This is a genomic window from Chryseobacterium antibioticum (assembly GCF_012927325.1).
In the GTDB taxonomy this organism is placed as follows: domain Bacteria; phylum Bacteroidota; class Bacteroidia; order Flavobacteriales; family Weeksellaceae; genus Chryseobacterium; species Chryseobacterium antibioticum.
This window is the reverse complement of sequence record NZ_JABBGI010000003.1, coordinates 1-21,214: the sequence shown is the minus strand read 5'-3', so window position 1 is coordinate 21,214 and position 21,214 is coordinate 1. Positions and strand designations below refer to the sequence as shown.

Genomic DNA, 21,214 nt, shown 5'->3' with positions numbered 1-21,214 from the left:
TATATTGAGCTGATCTTACAGATTGAAAGAAACACCTATACTGCCGTTGTTGCCTACTTCTGCAAAAACGCCCACTTTCTCTGTGAAAAAGTAACGCGCTCCGATGTGGGCTCCAATCCCAAAATCCTTACCTAATACACCAACATCAACTCCCGGGTAGATATCCCATTTAGAAGGCAGGTCAAGGGCTTCCTGAAGATGAAAATTCACCCTTCCGAATACAAAAACACGGTTGTCTTTGTCATTATCTTTATAATCACTAAAGTAAGCATTAAGTCCTGCTCCCACTGATACAAGCTTATTCAGTCCATAGTCATAAGTTCCTGTCACTCCTGTTCCATATCCCCAGGCACTCAGTCCAAGCTGAATTTTCTGGTCACCTTTTCCGGTGTAAGCCTGCGCATTGGCTGCTGTTCCTAAAAATGCCATCATCAACACAAAAAACAATTTCTTCATAAATTTTACTTTTAAATGATACGAATGAAAAATATCCTCATCAAAAATAGAACCGAAATCATTGAAAAATCGTATTTTTAGTGAAGTTTTTTAACAAAGTTTATGAGAATTGCAGGGCTTAATTTAGATATTGTCTGGAAAAATAAGGACAAAAATTTTCAATTGATCGAGGATCAGCTGAAGGATCAGGAAGCTGATATTTTCCTGCTTCCTGAAATGTTCTCTACCGGTTTTTGTATGGATGCGGCTGAAGTTTCGGACAGATATGAAGAGTCTCTGGAGTTTCTGAAAAAGATGTCAAAAGAAAAAAATGCGGCCTTCTGTGGAAGTGCTCCGGTAGAACAGGGTGGGCATTTTTATAACAGGATGTATTTTGTACAGCCTGATTCCGAAAGTGTTTTCTATGATAAAAGACATCTGTTTTCTTTTTCAGGAGAAGATAAAGTGTATAGTCCGGGACATAAAAGAGTCATTGTGGATTATAAAGGAGTCCGGATATTACTTCAGGTATGCTATGACCTTCGTTTTCCGGTATTTGCAAGGAATAATGGTGATTATGATGCTGTTTTGTATATCGCCAACTGGCCTGAAAAGAGAGTAGGAGCCTGGGAACATCTTTTAAAAGCCAGAGCCATCGAAAACCTGTCTTTTGTTTTTGGGTTAAACAGGATTGGAACAGATGGAAATAACCTTTTTTATCAGGAAAGTTCACACTGCTTTTTTGCAGACGGAACGGAAATTTCTAAAAAAGAAGGAAATATCGTCTCCGCAGACTTGAATATGGATGAGTTAAAAGATTTCAGACAGCACTTCCAGTTTCTGAATGACAGAGATCGTTTTTCAATAGATTTATAGGTTTGAGAATAAGGTTAAGATTAAGACTGAGATTAGAAAATGTTCTACCTTAGTCTTAATCTTAGCCTCAACCTAAATAGTTTAAGAATATTGATTAAGCAGCTCTGTAAGTGTATTCACATCATGGACGCCGCTTTCTTTCCATAAAAGTTCTCCGTTTTTGAAGACAGCCAATGTCGGAACACCTCTTACACCATATTGTGCTGCCAAAGCTGGATATTGGTCTACATCTACTTTGATGATTCGGGCTCCTTCGCCGATATTTTCCTTTACGGTATTTAAAACAGAGGACTGTACTTTACATGGCTGACACCAGGTAGCAAAAAAGTCAATAAGTACCGGTCTTTCCGAATTGATGATTTCCTGAAATTTTTGTGACATAGTTTTAGTTTTTATCTAAATCATCAAGATTCACTGTGATCAATCTTAATAATTTAATTGTATTTTTATTTTCCGGATAGTTTCTCATCCTGAATCGCTTTTACATTTTTCCAGCTGGTTCCGTCGTATGCTTCCACACCGTTTTTATTTAGGATTTCCATAGCCTGGTCTGCCTGTATTCCTTTATTACAGAAAACAACTACTTTTTTGCCTTTCAGCGAATCCATCGTATTCTGTAGTTCAGCTAATGGAATGTTAATGGCGTTTTTTGCAGTTCCTGCTTCGTACTGTTCCGGAATTCTTACATCTACTAAGATAACATCCGAACTGTTAACTACTTCTCTGAGGTCTGCCTTTGGAGCAATATTGAGACCTGTTGTTTTACAGGCTGTTAGCACTAAAGCTGAAGCTAGGATAAATCCAAAAATCCTTACTTTCATTATCCTATAAAGTTTTTGACTGGCATACAAAATCAGTAGTTGGTAATTTTTCTGTCTTTTTAATACCGCCGAAGCCTCCTTCTATTTCAGTAAAGTTTCTGATTCCGTGTGCGTTAAGAATGCTTGCTGCAATCATGCTTCTGTATCCTCCGGCGCAATGCAGGAAGAAATGTTCGGAATCATCAATGGTCTTTACCCAATCACTTATTGTATCCAATGGTTTGTTGAATGCATTGTCAACATGTTCTGCAGAATATTCGCTTAGTTTTCTCACATCAATCACTGTAGCATTCTCTGTAAACTGCTCTGCAAATTCAGAAGGGGAAATTCTTTTGACCTCGTCAATTTCTTTTCCGGCACTTTTCCATGCACTGAAACTGCCATTAAGATACCCTACCACATTGTCGAAACCAACTCTGCTTAATCGGGTAATAACTTCTTCTTCAGTTCCTTCCTCAGTAACCAGTAAAATAGGATGTTTTACATCTACGATCATATTTCCAACCCATGGTGCGAAATCTCCTTTTAAGCCTATATTGACAGAATTAGGAATAAATCCTTTATGGAACTCTGCCGGGCTTCTTGTATCTAAAATCAAGGCCCCTGTATCTTCTGCGAAAGCTTCAAAATCTTCTGCATTAATTGGACTTAAGCCTTTATTCATCACGACATCCAGACTCTCGTATCCGCCTTTGTTCATCGCTACGTTCATTCCGAAATATTTCGGGGGAGCGGTAAGACCGTCAAGAACCTCTCTGATAAAGGATTCCTTGTCCGGTTGGTTAAGTGCGTAATTGGTTTTTTTCTGATTTCCCAGGATATCCACTGTTTCCTTCTGCATATTCTTTCCACATGCTGAACCGGCGCCATGTGCAGGATAAACGGTAATACTGTCGTCCAGTGGAATGATCTTGGAGTGAAGACTGTCATACAGAATTCCTGCCAGATCTTCCTGAGTAAGATTGGTTGCCTTCTGCGCAAGGTCAGGTCTCCCGACGTCACCCAAAAATAGAGTGTCTCCTGTGAAAATGGCCGTTTCAACGCCGTTTTCATCGATTAGCAGATAAGTTGTGCTCTCCATGGTGTGTCCCGGAGTATGAAGTACTTTTATCTTTATGTTTCCGATCTCAAAGATCTGGTTGTCTTCAGCAATGGTAGCCTCAAATGCAGGCTGAGCAGTAGGTCCGTAAACAATTGGAGCTCCTGTTTTTTGACTTAGATCCAAATGTCCTGAAACAAAATCAGCATGGAAATGGGTCTCAAAAATATATTTTAAAGTAACATTGTCTTTTTCAAGACGATCCTGATAAGGTTTTACCTCTCTCAATGGATCAATAATGGCAGCTTCATTTTCTGATACAATATAATAGGCACCCTGAGCCAGACAGCCCGTATATATTTGTTCAATTTTCATTGGGTCTTTTTTAAATTTTAGATAAAGATACAAAGTATTAGATGAAATGTAAATGAAATGTTAAATCCACGCGATAGTTTCTTTCAATATTCTGTGTGTGGCAGCCTTAAAATCCTTTGTTTTTCAAACGGAAAAGGTGTCTCGTGGAAAAGTGATTTAATACAATGTTTTTTATCATGTCCGGAAAATCGAAATAATTGTTTAGAGTCAATGGCTATAGAAATTCTATAATTCCTTCTTGTTAGTGGTTTAAAATTTGCAGATGATGGCTGTCAGGGAGATTTTCAGGGTTTATTAACTAAGTTTATTCTGGAATTTCACTTTAATGACCAAATGTTTTACAAAAACTTTTATATTTAGATGTTAAAAAAAGATCAAATGGCAGATAAAGCACAATTTATTGAAGAACTGAATACAAGATATACTCCAAAAGGAGAGCACATTATACTGGGAAAAGGAATGCTGAACGGGGAAGTGGTACCGGAAGTCAACGTAACGATTCCTTTGAAAACAATCAACCGTCATGGTCTTATTGCAGGGGCAACAGGAACAGGTAAAACAAAAACACTTCAGGTTTTTGCGGAACAGCTTTCTCATGCAGGAGTTCCTTCCTTGGTTTTGGATATTAAAGGAGATTTTTCAGGAATAGCAGAAGCTGGCCTGATGAATCCTGTGATTGAAGAAAGATATGCTAAAACACAGCTTCCTTATAATCCGCAGGCTTTTCCGGTAGAGCTGATGAGTATTTCCGGTGGAAAAGGGGTGAAACTAAGAGCTACCGTGACAGAATTCGGACCGGTTTTATTAAGCAAGATCCTGGAACTGAATGATACCCAACAGAGTATTATGTCTATTGTCTTTAAATACTGTGACGATAAAGGTCTTCCGTTAATCGATCTAAACGATTTAAAGAAAGTTCTGCAATATGTTACTGACAATGCACAGGGAAAAGCTGAACTGTCCGCCAATTACGGATCCATAGCTCCGGCTTCATTAGGTACGATCCTGAGATCTATTGTTGCCCTGGAACAGCAAGGTGCATCTGATTTCTTTGGAGAATTAAGTTTCGATGTGCACGATCTTCTTGAAACCAGAGATGGAAAAGGAGTGGTCAATATCTTAAGAGTTGCTGAAATACAAAGCAAACCGCAACTTTTTTCCACATTTATGCTTTCGCTTTTTGCGGAAATTTATATGACTTTCCCTGAAGAAGGAGACAGCGGAAAACCTAAATTAGTCCTTTTCATAGACGAAGCTCACCTGATCTTTGATGAATCTTCAAAAGCACTACTTTCACAAATTGAAACAATGGTAAAACTGATCCGCTCCAAAGGGGTCGGGATCTATTTTATTACACAGATTCCGGGTGATGTACCTGAGAATGTTTTATCACAACTAGGACTGAAGATCCAGCATGCATTGAGAGGTTTTACGGCAAAAGATAAAAAAGAGATTACTAAAGCTGTTGAAAATTATCCTACAACAGAATTTTATAATGCATCCAGCCTGATCCAGAATCTTGGAATTGGAGAAGCATTTATCACCGCTTTAGATGAAAAAGGGATTCCTACACCACTTGTACACACTTATCTGATCTCTCCTGAGTCCAGAATGGATGTTCTGAGTGATGCGGAAATTTCAGAACTGACGGGAAATTCTTCTTTAGTCGCTAAATACGAAGAGCCCGTTGATAAGGATTCGGCTTATGAAATGTTAACGAACAGAATGGAGCAGGCAGCCCAAAATTCTGCACCAACCCAAAAAACAAAACCAGTGAAAGAAGAACCCGGAATGTTTGAACAGGTGCTTCAAAGCAAAGCCGGAAGAACTTTTACCAGCACATTGATGCGTGAAGGGGCAAAAGCCATCCTTGGAATGTTCGGACTGGGTGGAAGAAGGAGATAGGATTTTAAAATTTATTCTATAAAAAATAATCTGCTATGAAAAGAGTATCAGCTTTTTATTGTATTGGAATGGCTATTTTGAATCTGGTTATGGACAGTATCAATACACGTTTTACTTTTTTTGATATATTTTTTGTTATTTTAGCCGCACTGCCTTTATTGGTAAATAAAAAATGGCTGTATCAGTTATTTGGCGGAATAATTTCCTTTATCAGCCTGTTTGTACTTTCTGCTGTATTGGGTTCCAATATCAAAGATGTGCAGCAGGCACAATTGCAGCGGTTATGGACATATGGCATGGGTTATGTACTAAGCGTCATAACGTTAAGCTTTGGATTGATGATGACCGGGATTATTAATATTAATATAAAAAAATTAGCAGTATAATTAAAAATTCAATGTATTCGATTATAGATATAGAAAGTAATGGTGCAGGTTATAGAGACGAATGCATTATAGATATAGCCATCTACAGGTATGATGGTCAGAAAATTACTGACCAGTTCATCTCTCTCGTTAATCCTGAAAGCGATATTACCCCTTTTGTGCAGAAACTGACAAGTATAACGCCCAAAATGGTTAAAACCGCCCCAAAATTTCATGAAATAGCAAAAAGAGTCATTGAAATTACTCAGAATACCACACTTGTGGGGCATAATATTGATTTTGACTACAGAATGCTCCGCCAGTCTTTTAAAAGGCTTGGGTATGATTTTCAGACCAATACTTTAGATACCATTCCTTTAGCAAAAAAAATGATTCCGGATGAGGTAAGTTACTCATTGGGAAAACTGGTGAAATCTTTGGGAATTCCATTGACAAATCATCACAGAGCTGAAGGGGATGCAAGGGCAACGTTGGAACTGTTCAAACTTTTGATCTCAAAAGATACAGAGAATGAGATCATCCAGAAACAGCACGACGAAACCAATTCGAAAACATACATCAATAAGATCAAGATCCTGACTCAGGATCTGCCCAATGAAAAAGGATTTGTCTATTTCCAGAATGAGGCCGGAAAAATTATTTTATCCGATTACGTTCAGGATATTAATAAGTTTTCAAAGAAAATCTTTAATTCCAAGTCCAAAAAGTGGGAACAGATCCAGAAAGATGTAGAGCAGATCAATTATGAACTTACAGGAACAGATATTATTGCAAAGCTGGTCCTGAATTCCAAAAACATCAAGAAAAAGGAAGTATTTCCGTTTGGGCTTTATTTTAGAAATAATAAATACATTGTTGAAAAGAATAAACTGAACAAAACAGAAAAACCCCTCCTCAAATTCAAAGCATTTACCCAAGGAACAAAAGCCGTTCAGTTCATTGGCCTTCAGGAAGAATTTAATGATATTAATGCGTTTATTAAAAAAATAGATTTCAGAAAAAGAAATGAACTCTGGCTCGGTCAAGGCCGAAAATTGGGCGAAAAAATGTTCCTGATCATTGAAAACGGAAAAATAATGTCGTATGGTTTTTATGACCTGTTTACCCAGATTCAGACCATGAGCAAGATCTCAAAACTGAAGATTGATCTTCCTTTACCTTCAACAGATTTACACAATGATCTGCAGCTGGCATTGCTTCGTGGCGATTTTGAGACCTTACCATTGCCAAAATAACAGAGAAATTTAGACTTTAGAAGTTTTTATCAAAAATAAGATGCTTTTAAATCAATTTTCCTAAAATAAAAAATAAATAGTATTTTTGTAAAAAATAAAATAGAGCAATGCAAAATTTTAAACATATTAAAACTGGAAAAAAGGGAACTATAAAGTTCTCTAAGGTTTGGAATATTTAAAAGACTTGTCTTGCATAAAAATAATTAATGTGGCAGGCTCTTTATCTAAGAATCTGCCTTTTTTTATGTTAAAATGAAATTATGAATTCAAAAGAATTATTAAAGATTGCCACTGAGTTTGGCACCCCGGTGTATGTTTATGATGCTGAATCCATCAAAGTGCAATATGAGAAACTTACATCTTCTTTTTTAAAACACACAAAGTTTTTCTATGCGGCAAAGGCGTTGACGAACATCAACATTTTGAAGTATGTCAAGAACCTGGGTGCTTCTTTGGATTGTGTATCTATTAACGAAGTTAAACTTGGACTAAAGGTAGGATTTCCGAAAGAAAAAATATTGTTTACTCCCAATTGTGTTGACTTGGCTGAAATAGAAGAAGCAATGACTTTTGGAGTTCATATTAACATAGATAACATTTCTATTCTTGAACAATTCGGGAATAAATACGGAAGTACATATCCTATCCTTGTAAGAATTAACCCGCATATTTTTGCCGGTGGAAATTATAAAATTTCAACAGGACATATCGACAGTAAATTCGGGATCTCCATTCACCAGGTTCGTCATATCGAAAGAGTGATGAAAAGTACCAACCTTAATGTAGAAGGTCTTCACATGCACACAGGAAGTGAGATCAAAGATCCTGACGTTTTCCTTCAGGCACTGGATATCATGCTGGAACTTGCTGAGCATTTCCCGAATCTTAAATATCTGGATATGGGAAGCGGTTTCAAAATTCCTTACCAGGACAGTGAAGAAGAAACAGATGTAAAAACGTTAGGGAAAAAAGTAGAAAACGTATTGTCTCAGTTCACAAAATCTACAGGAAAAAAGTTCGAATTATGGTTTGAGCCTGGAAAATTCCTCGTAGGAAAGAGCGGTTACCTTTTGGTGAAAGCCAATGTGATCAAGCAGACCACAGCTACTGTTTTTGTAGGGGTAAACTCTGGATTTAACCACCTGATCCGTCCGATGTTCTATGACTCTTATCACAAGATCGAAAACCTTTCAAATCCAAAAGGAGCGGAAAGGATCTATACCGTAGTAGGAAACATCTGCGAAACCGATACTTTTGCATGGGACAGAAAGCTGAATGAAGTAAGAGAAGGCGATATTCTGGCTTTCCATAATGCAGGAGCGTACGGTTTTGAAATGAGTTCCAACTTCAATTCAAGATTGAAACCTGCTGAAGTGTTATTCTTAGACGGAAAGGCACACCTGATCCGTAAAAGAGACGAATTTGAGGATCTCTTAAGAAATCAGATAGAAGTAATCTAAAATCAGATAGAAGCTATATAAACTCCGCAGTAATTTGCGGAGTTTTTTGTTTGAAAGAAGATAGGATATATTGGATTCTAACCATTGACAGTTAAGTTTTTAAGAAGATGAAGGTGAGTTTTATTTTAAAAAAACGTATTAGTTTAAAACTGTCTTTTTTGGATTATTATCAGGTCAATATGTTGAAATTTTAATAGTCTGTTGGCATAATAATTATAATTTATTAGCTAAATTTGAGAGAGGTAAGAATTTTTTTAATACTAAAAAATCCCTTTCAAACCACTTTCTCTTCAGTATTCTATAACAAAAATAAACACCAAAAAATAATAGTATGGCTAAAAACATAGCAGAGCAGATTGTTGAAATGCTCGAAAATGCCAATGTGAAAAGAATTTATGCAGTAACCGGCGATAGTCTTAATCACCTTAATATTGCCGTGAAAAAAAGCAGCATCGAATGGATCCATGTAAGACATGAAGAAGTTGGTGCGTATGCAGCAGCAGCAGAAGCGGAACTTGACGGTTTTGCAGTATGTGCAGGAAGCTGTGGTCCGGGGCATGTTCATCTGATCAACGGAGTCTATGAAGCGCACAAATCTCATGTTCCAATGCTTGTCATTGCCTCTACCATTCCAAGTGACGAAATGGGAATGGACTATTTCCAGGAAACTAATACCATAAAACTGTTTGATGACTGCAGCCATTATAATCAGATGATTACAAGGCCAGAACAGGTACAGAGAACATTACAGACAGCCATTCAGCATGCCATTTCCAAAAAAGGAGTTGCCGTGATCGGACTTCCGGGGGATGTGTCGGAGCTAGATGCCGAAGAAGGATCTACTTCTGCCCAAATATTCAGGACCAATCCAGTGATCAGACCTTCTGATGAAGAATTGAAAAGTCTTGCGAATCTGATCAATGCAAGTAAAAAAGTAGCCCTTTATTGCGGAATCGGAGCGGGAGAAGCAAATGCTGAAGTGGTAGAGCTGTCAAAATTTTTAAAAGCACCTGTCGGTTATTCTTTCCGTGGAAAAATGGCTATTCAGCCTAATAATCCCAATGAGGTGGGGCTTACAGGACTGTTGGGACTCCCGTCCGCTTACCACGCCATGCACGAAGCTGATCTTGTGATCCTTCTGGGAACCGATTTTCCGTATCAAAAATTCATGCCTGTAAAAAATAAAATTGTCCAGATCGATGAAAGCCCTGAAAGATTGGGAAGAAGAGCGAAATTGGAAATGGGATTGGCGGGAGATGTTAAAGAAACAATTAAAGCGTTACTGCCTTTACTTGAAGAAAAAACAGATATTCATTTCCTTAACGAGCAGCTGGCATTTTATGAAAAAGTGAAAGAAAACCAGCTCGAATATGTGAAAGATTTTGGAAAGGAAGATGCTATTCAACCAGAATATGTAGCGCATACCTTGGATCAGCTGGCCAAAAAAGACGCTATTTTTACGGTAGATACGGGAATGTGTTGTGTTTGGGGCGCCAGATTTATTACAGGAACCGGTGAAAGAAAAATGCTGGGCTCTTTCAATCACGGGTCAATGGCCAATGCGATGCCGATGGCTATCGGAGCAGCACTGGCTCATCCGGGCAGAGAAGTGATTGCTATGTGCGGAGATGGAGGCCTTTCGATGCTTCTCGGAGATATGGCAACGATCTTTCAGTATAAGCTTCCGGTAAAATTGATCGTTTTCAATAACAGAACCCTTGGAATGGTAAAACTGGAAATGGAAGTAGGCGGAATGCCGGATAATGAAACCGATATGATCAATCCTGACTTCGCAATGGTAGCACAGGCTATGGGATACCCGGGGAAAAATGTTCACAAACCCGAAGAAGTGGAAAATGCTATCAAAGAATGTCTGGCTTATGACGGGCCTTATCTTCTCAATATATTTACCAATCCAAATGCATTGGCTCTTCCTCCGAAAGTAGACTTCGACCAGGTTCTGGGAATGACCAAATCTATGGCCCAGCTGATGCTTGGTGGTAAGATGGAAGAAGTTCTGGACACCGTAAAAACCAATTATAAACACATTAAAGGGCTGCTGTAAGATGAATGCTTCCTTAAAAAGATGGTATGTCATTGCGTGGTTATTCGGGCTGGTGTTCTATTTTCTGGATTATGTAGTCCGTTCAGCACCGGCGGTAATGATCCCGGAATTTGTTAATCATTTCAGTACAACGGAACTGAAGCTGGTCAGCCTCATCGGAACCTATTATTATACTTATTCCACATGCAGTTTGATTGCCGGAATAGCTTTGGATAAATTCGGTGGAAAAAAATCACTTTTTGCCGGAGCTTTAATTCTTGGTATCGGCTGTTTACTGTTTCTCGCATCTGCCTATTCCGGCGGTGTGGCAGGAAGGCTGCTTCAGGGAGCGGGCTGTGCTTTTGCATTTCCGGGCTGCGTGTATCTGGCGAGTAAAGGATTTTCCTCTAAATCTCTGGCTACAGCCGTAGGATTTACGCAATGTATCGGAATGCTGGGGGGAACTGCCGGACAATTTGTGGTAGGACCATGGGTAGAAGAAGGGATGAACATCAATACCTTCTGGCTTTGGTCAGGGGTTATCACGGTGATTACAGCATTTTGCCTGTTCTTTGTAACTCCTGGAGAAAAACAGGCAGAAGCAGAGTCCGGCGATGCTGTTAAAAAAGTTGGTTATTTAGAACCCTATAAAATCGTTTTTACAAATCCTCAATCCTGGTTGTGTGGCCTTATTTCCGGGCTGCTGTTTGCGCCTACCACGATCTTTACCATGACGTGGGGAGTCGCTTTTTTTCAAAAAGATAAGGGATTTGTATTTCACGATGCAGCCATCACGAGTGCAATGGTCGCGTTTGGCTGGGTTTTCGGATGTCCGCTTTTGGGCTTTCTTACCGATAAGATCGGAAGAAGGAAACCTGTATTGGTTGGCGGTGCAGTTTTAATGATCCTGAGCTTTCTGCAATTGGTATATCTTCCTGAGCTTTATCCTGCTAAGATCAGCATGTTTATTTTCGGGCTAGGTTCAGGAGCTGCCATGATCCCATATTCGATCATTAAAGAAGCCAATCCGGATTATGTAAAAGGAAGTGCAACAGGGGCTATTAATTTTATCACCTTTGGAGTCACTACATTGGTGAGCCCGCTGTTCAGCGGATGGTTTGGGAAAAGCCTGGATATTTCTTCCGGAGAGATACATTTTCAGCATTCCATATTATTTTGGATAGGAGGAATTGTATTTGCTGTTTTGATTTCATTATTATTAAAAGAAACCGGAAGCAAAGCACAGACTCAGGCTCTAAATACGTAAGATCAATTTCAATAATTCATACAACTTCAGGTGAAAGCCTGAAGTTTTTCTTTTTGATAAAACATTTAAATAATTAACTTTGTTAAAGTAATTTAAATAACCAATGAATAAGGTTCTATGAAAGCTTTTACATTATTTGTAGCACTCCTTGTGGCGAATTTCACATTGGCCCAACAGGATGTTGAAGACAGAGATGATAATCCGATTACAGAGACGAATAAAAACCTCCTGAAAATAGACATTAAAGAACCCCTCCTGCAGATTGCAGTGAAGAATTGTAATGATTTTAAGCCTGCAGCATTTGAAGGGGGCGTATCTGTTTATAAGGAAACCCTTCAGAAATTTATGTATGATTATCTGAATTCAGATTTTTATGTCCTGAACGGAGATTTTACCTTTACCCTTACCGTAGATAAGACCGGAAAAGTAACGAATATCGAAGGAAGTCCGAAAGTTTCTAACAGTGCTTACTTTTTTGATGATATGAAATACGTAGTAAGACGTATCAAAAAGAACTGGATCCCGGCTTCCTGCAACGGTGAGCCTGTTACCTCACAGATCAAACTTAAAATGAATTTCTCCTCAATAGCAACAGATCTATAACCTGATCGGATGAAAAAATACCTTTTATTACTGCCTTTACTATTCATTGGAATTAAAGGATTCTCCCAACAGGCTCCGCAGACTGAAGTAACATCATACACTCAAAAAGCAGAATTTCCCGGCGGAGACGAAGCTTTTCGGAAACAGTTCATGGATATGCTTCATGCTTATGTAGATGCCCAGAGCTATGCCATCAACGGCAAAGTAACTTTTGTGATCAATATAGCTCCTAATGGTAAAATGGACCGTCTTGATATTCTTCCCAAGATCAAAAACAGCGAAATGTTTGTAGATGACGTAAAGTATGCCATGCAAAAGATCAAAGGAAAATGGAAACCAGCCATGAAAGACAATACTCCGGTAGATTCCAAAATGATTGTCAAGGTTAATTTCAGTACCCATGGATATGATGAAGATTAGAATGCTGTTTTTATTACTGGTCAAAATATCAAAATCATGATGAAAAAATTAATTAAGATCATTTTTTTTCTATCCATATCTGTTTTCGTCAAAGCTCAAACTTTTGATCTTCTGCCTGAAGATACAAACCCTTACGAAGGCGGCTCCGTTCAGTTTTATAAAGATTTGAACGACGTTTTGGTTAAAAATAATTTTAAGCCTTGCAGTAATAGACCATCTGAAATGTTTTTGGCTGACATCGAAATTGTTAATGGTGACGGGAAGATTGTGAATAAAAAGTTCAATGACGATTGTGTTACAAAACTTTTTCTGAATGCTTTTCAAGAAGTGAATAAACTGAAAAAATGGAATGATAGTTCAGGGAAACAGAGGAAATTTTCAATTATATTTTATCCAATAGATTATTTTTCAATTTTTAAAGAAGGCTATACGACGGAAGGATTAAAAAAAGAAGCTCATTTTCCTGGCGGGATAGAGGAATTTAAAAAGCAGCTAGGTAACAACTTAAAAAACCAAAAAATCAAAAATGCCGTTGGATTGAAGGTTATGATTAGATTTAAAGTTAATCAGGAAGGTATTATTAATAATATACATGTTGAATCTGGTGAGTTAGATTCATCAGAAAAAGAAAAAATAGTTAGAGCTATAGAAAAAATAGATAAAAAATGGAATCCGGAAACATTCAGAGAGCAACCGCTAATTTCAACTTATCAACTGTCTTTAAGTCTTTAACTTTCTCAAAATAATCCCCTGCCATTCTGTCACAATATTTTGTATCTTTGCAAATTAATCTGTTTAGGGGTAAAAATTCATGAATTGAACTTTTGGATCTTGAATCCTGAACATCAAATTGATTACAGTGCAGGAAAAATATATAGACGAAACAAAACAGGGAGAAGCTTTTGCCATCGCTGAAAAGCCCGAGAATTCTAAAAAACTTTTTTTAGAAAGCTATGGCTGTCAGATGAATTTCTCTGATTCTGAAATTGTTGCATCTATTCTTAATGAGCAGGGGTACAATACCACGCTGAAAGTAGAAGAAGCAGACCTTATCCTCTTAAATACCTGTTCTATCCGTGAAAAGGCGGAGCAGACCGTAAGAATGCGTCTTGCCCAGTTCAAAAACCTGAAGAAGGAAAAACCTAGCATGACGGTGGGTGTTTTGGGATGCATGGCTGAACGTTTAAAAACCAAATTCCTGGAAGAAGAACAGTTGGTAGATCTAGTGGTAGGTCCCGATGCTTATAGGGACCTACCCAACCTTTTGAAGGAAACGGAAGACGGAAGAGATGCCATCAATGTCATCCTTTCAAAAGAAGAAACCTATGCAGATATCAATCCGGTACGTTTAGGCGGAAACGGAGTTACAGCCTTTGTAACCATTACGAGAGGCTGCGATAATATGTGTACATTCTGTGTGGTTCCGTTCACCAGAGGACGGGAAAGAAGCCGTGATCCGCATTCTATCATTCAGGAATGTAAAAACCTTTTAGAAAACGGGTACAAAGAAATTACCCTTTTAGGTCAAAATGTAGACTCTTACTTATGGTATGGAGGAGGTCCTAAAAAAGATTTTGCCAAAGCATCGGAAATGCAGAAAGCAACAGCTGTTGATTTTTCTCAATTGCTTGATTTAGTGGCTAAAGCTGTTCCTGAAATGAGAGTGAGATTCTCCACTTCCAACCCTCAGGATATGAGTCTGGATGTATTCAGAATGATTGCGAAGCACGACAATATCTGCAATTATGTTCACCTGCCGGTACAGAGTGGAAGCGATAATATGCTTCTGGCAATGAACAGACAGCATACCCGTGAAGAATATTTAGATTTAATTAAAAAAGCAAAGGAAATTGTTCCTGATATTGCTTTTTCCCAGGATATGATTATCGGTTTCTGTAATGAAACAGAAGAAGATCACCAGGATACCCTGAGTCTGATGAAAGAAGTGGAATACGACTACGGTTACATGTTTGCTTATTCAGAAAGACCGGGAACACCGGCACATAAAAAAATGGAGGATAACATCCCTTTTGAAGTGAAACAGAGACGTTTGAATGAAGTGATTGAACTTCAGCGCGAACTGTCCAGAAAAAGGATGGAGACTTATGTAGGAAGAACGCATCAGATTCTGATCGAAGGAACTTCCAGAAAGAACAAAGATCAGTGGAAAGGAAGAAACTCACAGAATGCGGTTTGTGTATTCGATGTGTTGGAAGGTCAGAAAATTGGTGACATTGTGAACGTATTTGTCTATGACAATACACAGGGCACACTTTTAGGGAGAACAGCAGAATAATTGAAGATCTTGATCAAAGCGGTTTATCTTTTTGCTTTATTTTCTTGTATTCTGATGTCATGTCAGACAGAAAAAAGCATGGGTAAATATCCCGCAACAGTAGGAGACATAGAATTTGATGAAAAGCTGGATGATCCTGCGTTTAAAAAATGTAATCCTGAAAAACTGTTTACCCTTCAGTATTACCAGGGATCAAAAGAGTTTGCCTATAAAGGAGAGAAAATAGCCATTATAGAAAAACTGGAAAAAGAAAAAATATCTTCCGAAAGTAAAACGAACGGGTATATTACCGTAAGATTTTTAGTAAATTGTGAAGGAAAAACAGGATTGTTCAGAGTTCAGCAAATGAATGCAGATCTCAGGGAAACAATTATAAATAAAGAATTGGGAGAAAGGTTGCTTCGGTTTACAAAATCGCTGGACGGCTGGATCCCCAAAGAGATAAAAGGTTTTAAAATAGGCTATTATCAGTATTTAACCTATAAAATTGAGAATGGAAAAGTTTCAGAGGTATTACCTTAGCTTTTTGCTGCTTATCGTTTATACCAATACTATTGCACAGGTCAACTGTAATGCAGTAGAGGGTGAGAACTGCAAAAAAGCCTGCGAGTTATACAACTGGGCTTCAGACAGACAGGGCAGCCGGGAATCTCAGGAAGCTTTCGATAAAGCCATTGGATTGTGTCCCGATTTCTCCAACTCCTATATGGAAAAAGCCGTTCCATATCTTAAAAATGGAGATTTTGTAACCTGGAAGATTCTCATCGACAAAGCTGTTGCTGTAGATCCTAAAATGAATTTAGGGTACAGAGGCTGGTGCAAATTCCAGTTTCTGCGTGATTACAGGGGGGCTATTCAGGATTTAGAAGCATTAAAACAATATTATCCCGATGATCTTGGGAGATCCTTAAACGGAGATTATAACCTGGAGGTGGTGAGAGCCATGTCTTACAGTGCCTTGGGGCAAAAAGAAAAAGCTGCAGGGATCATTGAAAAGCTTCTGGCATCAAAAGGGTATTTCAAAGGAATGTACGATCACTACCAGCTGGGAGTGACCTTCTTTGAGCTTGGCAGATATGACAAAGCTTTAGAGAATTTTGAAAAACAGAGCAAGGAAAACAACTTTGCTGAAAATATATATTTTAAAAGTAAAGTTTCTAAGATCAGAAACAAAGATTATTTAGATTTAAAAAAGGGAGCATTAGCAGCTTATGATGAAGGAAAGACCATGAAGGATGTCTACACTCATCACTTTAACAAAGTCTACAGGAAACAGATCGAGGAACTGTAGATTATTATTAAATCAATAATCAAAAATTTACTTATGAGCAACGAGTTACAAAATATAAAAAACCGCTTTGGCATCATTGGAAACTTTCCTGTCCTGAACAGGGCTTTGGAAAAGGCAATCCAGGTGGCGCCCACAGATATTTCAGTTCTTGTCATTGGGGAAAGTGGGGTAGGAAAAGAATTTATCCCAAAAATCATTCATTCAGAATCAAAAAGAAAACATCAGCCTTATATCGTGGTCAACTGTGGAGCGATTCCGGAGGGAACCATAGACTCTGAATTATTCGGACACGAGAAAGGCGCATTTACAGGAGCTACCGCTACCAGAAAAGGATACTTTGAAGTGGCAGACGGCGGCACCATCTTCCTTGATGAGGTTGGAGAACTTCCTTTACAGACGCAGGTCCGACTTTTGAGAGTGCTGGAAAGTGGCGAATTTATGAAAGTAGGTTCTTCACAGGTTCAGAAAACCAATGTAAGAATTGTAGCGGCAACCAACGTCAATATGATGAAGGCTATTCATGATGGAAGATTCCGTGAAGATTTATTTTACCGATTAAATACGGTTCAGATTGATATGCCTCCTTTAAGAGAAAGAAAAGGAGATATTCACTTGTTATTCAGGAAGTTTTCCATAGATTTTGCAGAGAAATACAGAATGCCGGAATTGGAACTGGAGCCAAGCGCTGTTCATTATATTGAAAACTATGCCTTTCCGGGAAATATCCGTCAGTTAAGAAATCTGGTAGAGCAGATGACTGTAGTGGAAAGAAACCGCGAAATAAGAGTAGAGAAACTTGCTGAATATATTCCGATGGAAACCCACCTCCCGATGGTGGTCAACAATCAGAATGCTCAGAAACAGAATGATTTTGGAAGCGAAAGAGAAATTATGTATAAAATTCTCTTTGACATGAGAAGTGATATTAATGACTTAAAATCACTAACTTCAGAACTGATCAAGAACAAGGGAACGGCCGATTTGAGCAACCAAGAGAAAAATCTGATCAACAGGATCTATTCTGCGGAACAGGCTCAGCCGGTAGCCCAGAATTCACTGCTGTATTTCGAGGATAAATCTCCGGTAGCCCAAAATGCACCGACGATTATGTCAAATGCTGATGACAGCTACGAAGATATTGAAGATATAGAAATAGAAGAAAACAGACCAGAATCTCTGTCGCTTCAGAACAATGAAAAAGATTTGATTATCAAAGCATTAGATAAGCATAAAGGACGCAGGAACAGAGCTGCAGACGAGCTTGGAATATCACAAAGAACTTTATACAGAAAAATAAAACAATATAACTTAGAAGACTAATAACGGGAATGAAAAATTTAGAAGTGCTTAATGTAAAAGAATATGATTTTAATATTGGGAAATACCTATCCCAGGGAACTGAACTGTTCAAAAAAGATATCGGTGGGTTCATTGTAGCCACTCTGCTTCTTTTTGTGATGAGTTTTATCCCTTTCTGCGGTATTCTTGGACTGGGGAACTTTTATAAGATCTGCAAAAAAGTGGATGAAGGTCAGCAGGTTTCGGCAGGAGATATTTTCGACTTTACAGATTTCATGGTGTATCTGAAATTGTTTCTGCTTATTTTAGCAATATGTATCGTTGTTATGATTCCGATACAGCTTACGTTAGTTCCGTTTCTGCTTGCTGCCGACGTTGAAGGCGGGCAGGTATCAGATACCGGTGCAGCCTTACTGGCGGGTGGAATGGGATTGTGGATAATGCTGATCATGATCGTTTTCATGATTCTTTCTATATCCATGTATTTTATACAGCCTTTGATCTCGCTGTACAGAATAACAAGCGTAAGAGAAGCGTACAGGCTTTCGTGGAAAATTGCCAGAAAAAACTTTTTTATGATTTTTTTATTCTCAATTGTAGTAGGCATTATATCTCAGCTTGGAATGATCGTATGCGGAATAGGAATCCTGTTTACAATACCTTTGGGAATCTGCATGAAGTATGCTGCTTATAAAGATGTATTAGAGTCGTTAAATAAAAAAACGGTATGAGTAAATTAAAAATAATAGTTGGGTTTGTAATGCTTTCACTGTTTCATCAGTGTTACTCTTTTACAGGATCTTCGTTGACGGATGAGAAGACCGTTCAGATCAATGAATTTCCAAATAATGCAGCACTGGTCAATCCAACTCTTTCCCAACAGTTTTCTACGGATATCCAAAACCGATTTCTGCAGAGAACGACCTTAAAAGGAACAAAATCAAATCCTGATATTTTAATAGAAGGTGAAATCTCCGACTACGGCTATTCACCAACTACGATCAGCTCCAATACAACGACAAACCCTTCGGGTGGAGTAGTACAGCAGTCACAGAGTAAGCTGACGATTTCCGTAAAAGTACATTATGAAAACAAAGTACATCCGGATTCCAGTTTTGACAGAACCTATACGGATGAAGCGGTTTTTAACAGTAACCTGACCCAAAGTGAGATCGAAGCTTCCCAGGTGAAGCTTGTGACAGACAGAATTATTAACAAGATATTTAACGATATTGTAGCCAATTGGTAAGATGAATCCCAGAGTTTTAGAATTATTAAAGAACCCCAAAAATATTCAGTCAGAAGATCTCGGTCTTTTGAAAGAAGAAATCCATACTTTTCCTTATGTTCAGAACATCAGGGCACTTCACTTGTTTGGGGTACACCTTTATGATAAAGAAAACTATCAGAAAGAACTTTCTACAACGGCGGCTTATACCACCGACAAAAAGCTTCTTTATCAGCTGATCAACGGGAAGATCCAGCGAGAACCAAAGCCCGAAATGATAGAAGACAAAAAAGCTTCTAAAACGGCTGAAAAAGAGGTGAAATATTCCTATAAAGACAAGGCTTTCCCGATCAAAAGAGACCAACCTTCTGAAAAGGTGCAGGACAAATATGAAGCGGTGGCAAGCATAATGCCGCCAGTTCAGGAAATCAAGCACATCCATGTCAACGGAGAAAGAAATAGGATCCTCTTTGAAGGAGAAGAAAACTTCCTTGAAGAAACCCATTCTGAAATAATAGATCTTGAATCTACACTGGAATCAGGAGTAATCGTGACTCAAAAAACGGAACCTGCCACAGAAGATCTTCACGAAGAAACTGTACAGGTAGCTGAAACAGAAAAAAGCGAAGAACAGGAAGAGTTAGAAGTTGGAGCAGAACTCACTCCGGAATTAATTGTTGACGAAAATACAATTGAAAGCCAGACAGAAGAACAGGAAATCGATAAAGATGAAGATGTAAGTTTCCATGAAGTAGAAGAAATCATCATCCCGGAAGCAGAAGCGACTGAAGCTGCAGAGCAGGATGAAACGGCTGAAGAAACAATTGCTGTTGAAGCAGAACAGGATTCCATAATCGTTGCAGAAAACGAAAATGCAGGCGAGCCGGATGCCGAAATAAGTTTCCACGGAATGGATGAATTCCTGCCCGATGTTAAAATCCAGGGAAATAGTGATGATGAAGCCGTAGCTCCTGAAGTTTCTAAACCGAGTGTGAATAAGCATGAGGAAGAAATGAGACGCCTGATCGAAGAAGTCGAGAAGAAAATGAAAGAAGCTCAGTCAGCTCCCCAGGTTGAAAATGAGGAGCCTGAAATTGTTGACCATGAGATCAGTTTTGCAGAGACTCAGAATTTCCATTTCTGGTCCACTGAAAAAGAGGAAAATAAAGCCGAAGAACCTGCGCAAGAGCCAATAGAAGATAGTATAGTTCAGCAAGAACCACAGGAAGAGGCTATAGAGATAAAGGAAATAGAACAGCCAAAAGAAATCGTCCCACAAGAAGTTTCTGCCTGGAAACCCATGAGTCTGGATGCAAATCTACCGGATTCTATGATCAGTAAAGAGCAGACCGTTCCGGCGGCTAAGATTGAAGTTCCTAAACAGGAAGAAATTAAAGCCGTGGAAGATGTACGTGAAATAGCTGTACAACCTGTTGAAGAGCCTCAAAAAGATCTTGAAACTACCTCAGAAGACAATATACTGCCTGTAGAAGAAACGTCAGAAATTGCAGAAAAAAAAGAGGGAGAGGTTAAAAGCTCTGAAAATGGGATCGAAGCAAAAATACCGAAAGAAGAAGCACCAGTCATGAATGTATCTTTCTTCGGGACAGATATTTCAAGCCTATCGGTAGAAAGAGCTGAAAAAGAAAAAAAGAAAGACGAGCCCGTTCAGGAAGTTAAAGCTCAAAATAACACAAAAACAACGGATAACAGTAACGTTCCGGGATTTATCAATACATGGCAGAGTTGGCTTAAAATAGACCGACCTGTAGAGGAAGAAGTCATTGCTGAGAAAAAAGTAAAAGAAGCACCAATCCCGCCGATTCAGGAGAAAGTGATTGAAGCTTTCATTGAGAATAGTCCTAAAATCAGTCAGTTAAGAGATGAGAGTACCTATGTTGTCAGAGAAAAAAATGATGATATTTCCCATTTAATGACGGAAACACTTGCCAATCTCTACTTCGAACAGAAATTATATACTAAAGCTATTAAAGCATTTGAAATTCTGATCAAGAAAACCCCTGAGAAAAATGAATATTTCCAATCCAAAATTCAGGAAATAAAAGATTTCAGAAGCAAAAACTAAATAGAATAAAAGATATTAGAAGAGTCCGTCTCACAACCAGTGAGGCGGATTTTTTTTGTATTTATTCGTTTTTCTTTTGAAGTTTTTTCCAGTTTGAAAAGTGTCTCTTATGCCACTTTCTTTCTTAGGTTGTGAGCTAAAGCATGTA

At 38.4% G+C, this 21,214-nt stretch carries 21 protein-coding genes; 17 read left to right on the top strand and 4 right to left on the bottom strand.

What is annotated here, in order from left to right:
* Window positions 1-15: 15 nt before the first annotated feature.
* Entirely contained in the window at window positions 16-456 is a 441-nt protein-coding gene (locus HHL23_RS02885) for a DUF6646 family protein (RefSeq protein WP_169233323.1), read from the bottom strand.
* A 102-nt stretch (window positions 457-558) separates the two neighbouring features.
* On the opposite strand from HHL23_RS02885, the gene HHL23_RS02880 reads away from it, so the two are divergent.
* Window positions 559-1,311, top strand: coding sequence for a nitrilase-related carbon-nitrogen hydrolase (locus HHL23_RS02880; RefSeq protein ID WP_169233322.1), 753 nt, complete (start codon window positions 559-561; stop codon window positions 1,309-1,311).
* 81 nt (window positions 1,312-1,392) lie between these two features.
* Here the strand turns inward: HHL23_RS02880 and HHL23_RS02875 are convergent, their stop codons facing one another.
* The 3 genes from HHL23_RS02875 to HHL23_RS02865 all read right to left on the bottom strand — a co-directional run bounded on the left by HHL23_RS02875 (window position 1,393) and on the right by HHL23_RS02865 (window position 3,546).
* Window positions 1,393-1,692 carry a thioredoxin family protein gene (locus HHL23_RS02875; RefSeq protein WP_169233321.1) on the bottom strand — a complete coding sequence of 100 codons (300 nt, stop codon included), beginning with the start codon at window positions 1,690-1,692 and terminating at the stop codon, window positions 1,393-1,395.
* Between the two features lie 65 nt (window positions 1,693-1,757).
* Complete coding sequence (locus tag HHL23_RS02870; RefSeq protein ID WP_169233320.1) at window positions 1,758-2,132, bottom strand: rhodanese-like domain-containing protein; 375 nt, start codon at window positions 2,130-2,132, stop codon at window positions 1,758-1,760.
* A gap of 4 nt (window positions 2,133-2,136) precedes the next feature.
* Window positions 2,137-3,546 carry an MBL fold metallo-hydrolase gene (locus tag HHL23_RS02865; RefSeq protein ID WP_169233319.1) on the bottom strand — a complete coding sequence of 470 codons (1,410 nt, stop codon included), beginning with the start codon at window positions 3,544-3,546 and terminating at the stop codon, window positions 2,137-2,139.
* Window positions 3,547-3,924: 378 nt separating this feature from the next.
* Between HHL23_RS02865 and HHL23_RS02860 the strand changes: the two genes are divergently transcribed.
* The 16 genes from HHL23_RS02860 to HHL23_RS02785 all read left to right on the top strand — a co-directional run bounded on the left by HHL23_RS02860 (window position 3,925) and on the right by HHL23_RS02785 (window position 21,066).
* A complete protein-coding gene (locus HHL23_RS02860) occupies window positions 3,925-5,451 on the top strand; it encodes a helicase HerA-like domain-containing protein (protein ID WP_169233318.1) in 1,527 nt (508 codons plus the stop codon).
* Between the two features lie 35 nt (window positions 5,452-5,486).
* A complete protein-coding gene (locus HHL23_RS02855; RefSeq protein WP_169233317.1) occupies window positions 5,487-5,837 on the top strand; it encodes a hypothetical protein in 351 nt (116 codons plus the stop codon).
* Between the two features lie 11 nt (window positions 5,838-5,848).
* Window positions 5,849-7,072, top strand: coding sequence for a 3'-5' exonuclease (locus HHL23_RS02850; RefSeq protein WP_169233316.1), 1,224 nt, complete (start codon window positions 5,849-5,851; stop codon window positions 7,070-7,072).
* A 260-nt stretch (window positions 7,073-7,332) separates the two neighbouring features.
* On the top strand, window positions 7,333-8,532 hold the full coding sequence (gene lysA, locus HHL23_RS02845; RefSeq protein WP_185194851.1) for a diaminopimelate decarboxylase: 1,200 nt from the start codon (window positions 7,333-7,335) through the stop codon (window positions 8,530-8,532).
* Window positions 8,533-8,863: 331 nt separating this feature from the next.
* Window positions 8,864-10,597, top strand: coding sequence for a thiamine pyrophosphate-dependent enzyme (locus tag HHL23_RS02840; protein WP_169233315.1), 1,734 nt, complete (start codon window positions 8,864-8,866; stop codon window positions 10,595-10,597).
* Between the two features lies 1 nt (window position 10,598).
* A complete protein-coding gene (locus tag HHL23_RS02835) occupies window positions 10,599-11,843 on the top strand; it encodes an MFS transporter (RefSeq protein WP_169233314.1) in 1,245 nt (414 codons plus the stop codon).
* Between the two features lie 117 nt (window positions 11,844-11,960).
* Window positions 11,961-12,446 carry an energy transducer TonB gene (locus tag HHL23_RS02830; protein ID WP_169233313.1) on the top strand — a complete coding sequence of 162 codons (486 nt, stop codon included), beginning with the start codon at window positions 11,961-11,963 and terminating at the stop codon, window positions 12,444-12,446.
* Window positions 12,447-12,455: 9 nt separating this feature from the next.
* Window positions 12,456-12,866 (top strand): energy transducer TonB, encoded by a 411-nt coding sequence (locus HHL23_RS02825; RefSeq protein WP_169233312.1) that lies wholly within the window; start codon window positions 12,456-12,458, stop codon window positions 12,864-12,866.
* 36 nt (window positions 12,867-12,902) lie between these two features.
* A complete protein-coding gene (locus tag HHL23_RS02820) occupies window positions 12,903-13,598 on the top strand; it encodes a hypothetical protein (protein ID WP_169233311.1) in 696 nt (231 codons plus the stop codon).
* Window positions 13,599-13,725: 127 nt separating this feature from the next.
* The gene (miaB, locus tag HHL23_RS02815; protein WP_169233310.1) at window positions 13,726-15,162 is read left to right on the top strand and encodes a tRNA (N6-isopentenyl adenosine(37)-C2)-methylthiotransferase MiaB; all 1,437 of its coding nucleotides are present in this window, start codon (window positions 13,726-13,728) and stop codon (window positions 15,160-15,162) included.
* Between the two features lie 78 nt (window positions 15,163-15,240).
* Complete coding sequence (locus HHL23_RS02810; RefSeq protein WP_169233309.1) at window positions 15,241-15,684, top strand: hypothetical protein; 444 nt, start codon at window positions 15,241-15,243, stop codon at window positions 15,682-15,684.
* Window positions 15,656-16,453 carry a tetratricopeptide repeat protein gene (locus HHL23_RS02805; RefSeq protein ID WP_169233308.1) on the top strand — a complete coding sequence of 266 codons (798 nt, stop codon included), beginning with the start codon at window positions 15,656-15,658 and terminating at the stop codon, window positions 16,451-16,453. The genes HHL23_RS02810 and HHL23_RS02805 overlap by 29 nt, the downstream gene beginning before the upstream one ends.
* A 33-nt stretch (window positions 16,454-16,486) precedes the next feature.
* Window positions 16,487-17,773 (top strand): sigma-54 interaction domain-containing protein, encoded by a 1,287-nt coding sequence (locus tag HHL23_RS02800; RefSeq protein WP_169233307.1) that lies wholly within the window; start codon window positions 16,487-16,489, stop codon window positions 17,771-17,773.
* Window positions 17,774-17,781: 8 nt separating this feature from the next.
* Window positions 17,782-18,483, top strand: a complete 702-nt coding sequence (locus HHL23_RS02795) for a DUF2189 domain-containing protein (RefSeq protein ID WP_169233306.1) — start codon at window positions 17,782-17,784, stop codon at window positions 18,481-18,483.
* On the top strand, window positions 18,480-19,001 hold the full coding sequence (gene lptE / locus HHL23_RS02790; RefSeq protein WP_169233305.1) for an LPS assembly lipoprotein LptE: 522 nt from the start codon (window positions 18,480-18,482) through the stop codon (window positions 18,999-19,001). The genes HHL23_RS02795 and lptE overlap by 4 nt, the downstream gene beginning before the upstream one ends.
* Before the next feature lies 1 nt (window position 19,002).
* Window positions 19,003-21,066, top strand: a complete 2,064-nt coding sequence (locus HHL23_RS02785) for a hypothetical protein (protein WP_169233304.1) — start codon at window positions 19,003-19,005, stop codon at window positions 21,064-21,066.
* The last annotated feature ends 148 nt before the right edge of the window (window positions 21,067-21,214 follow it).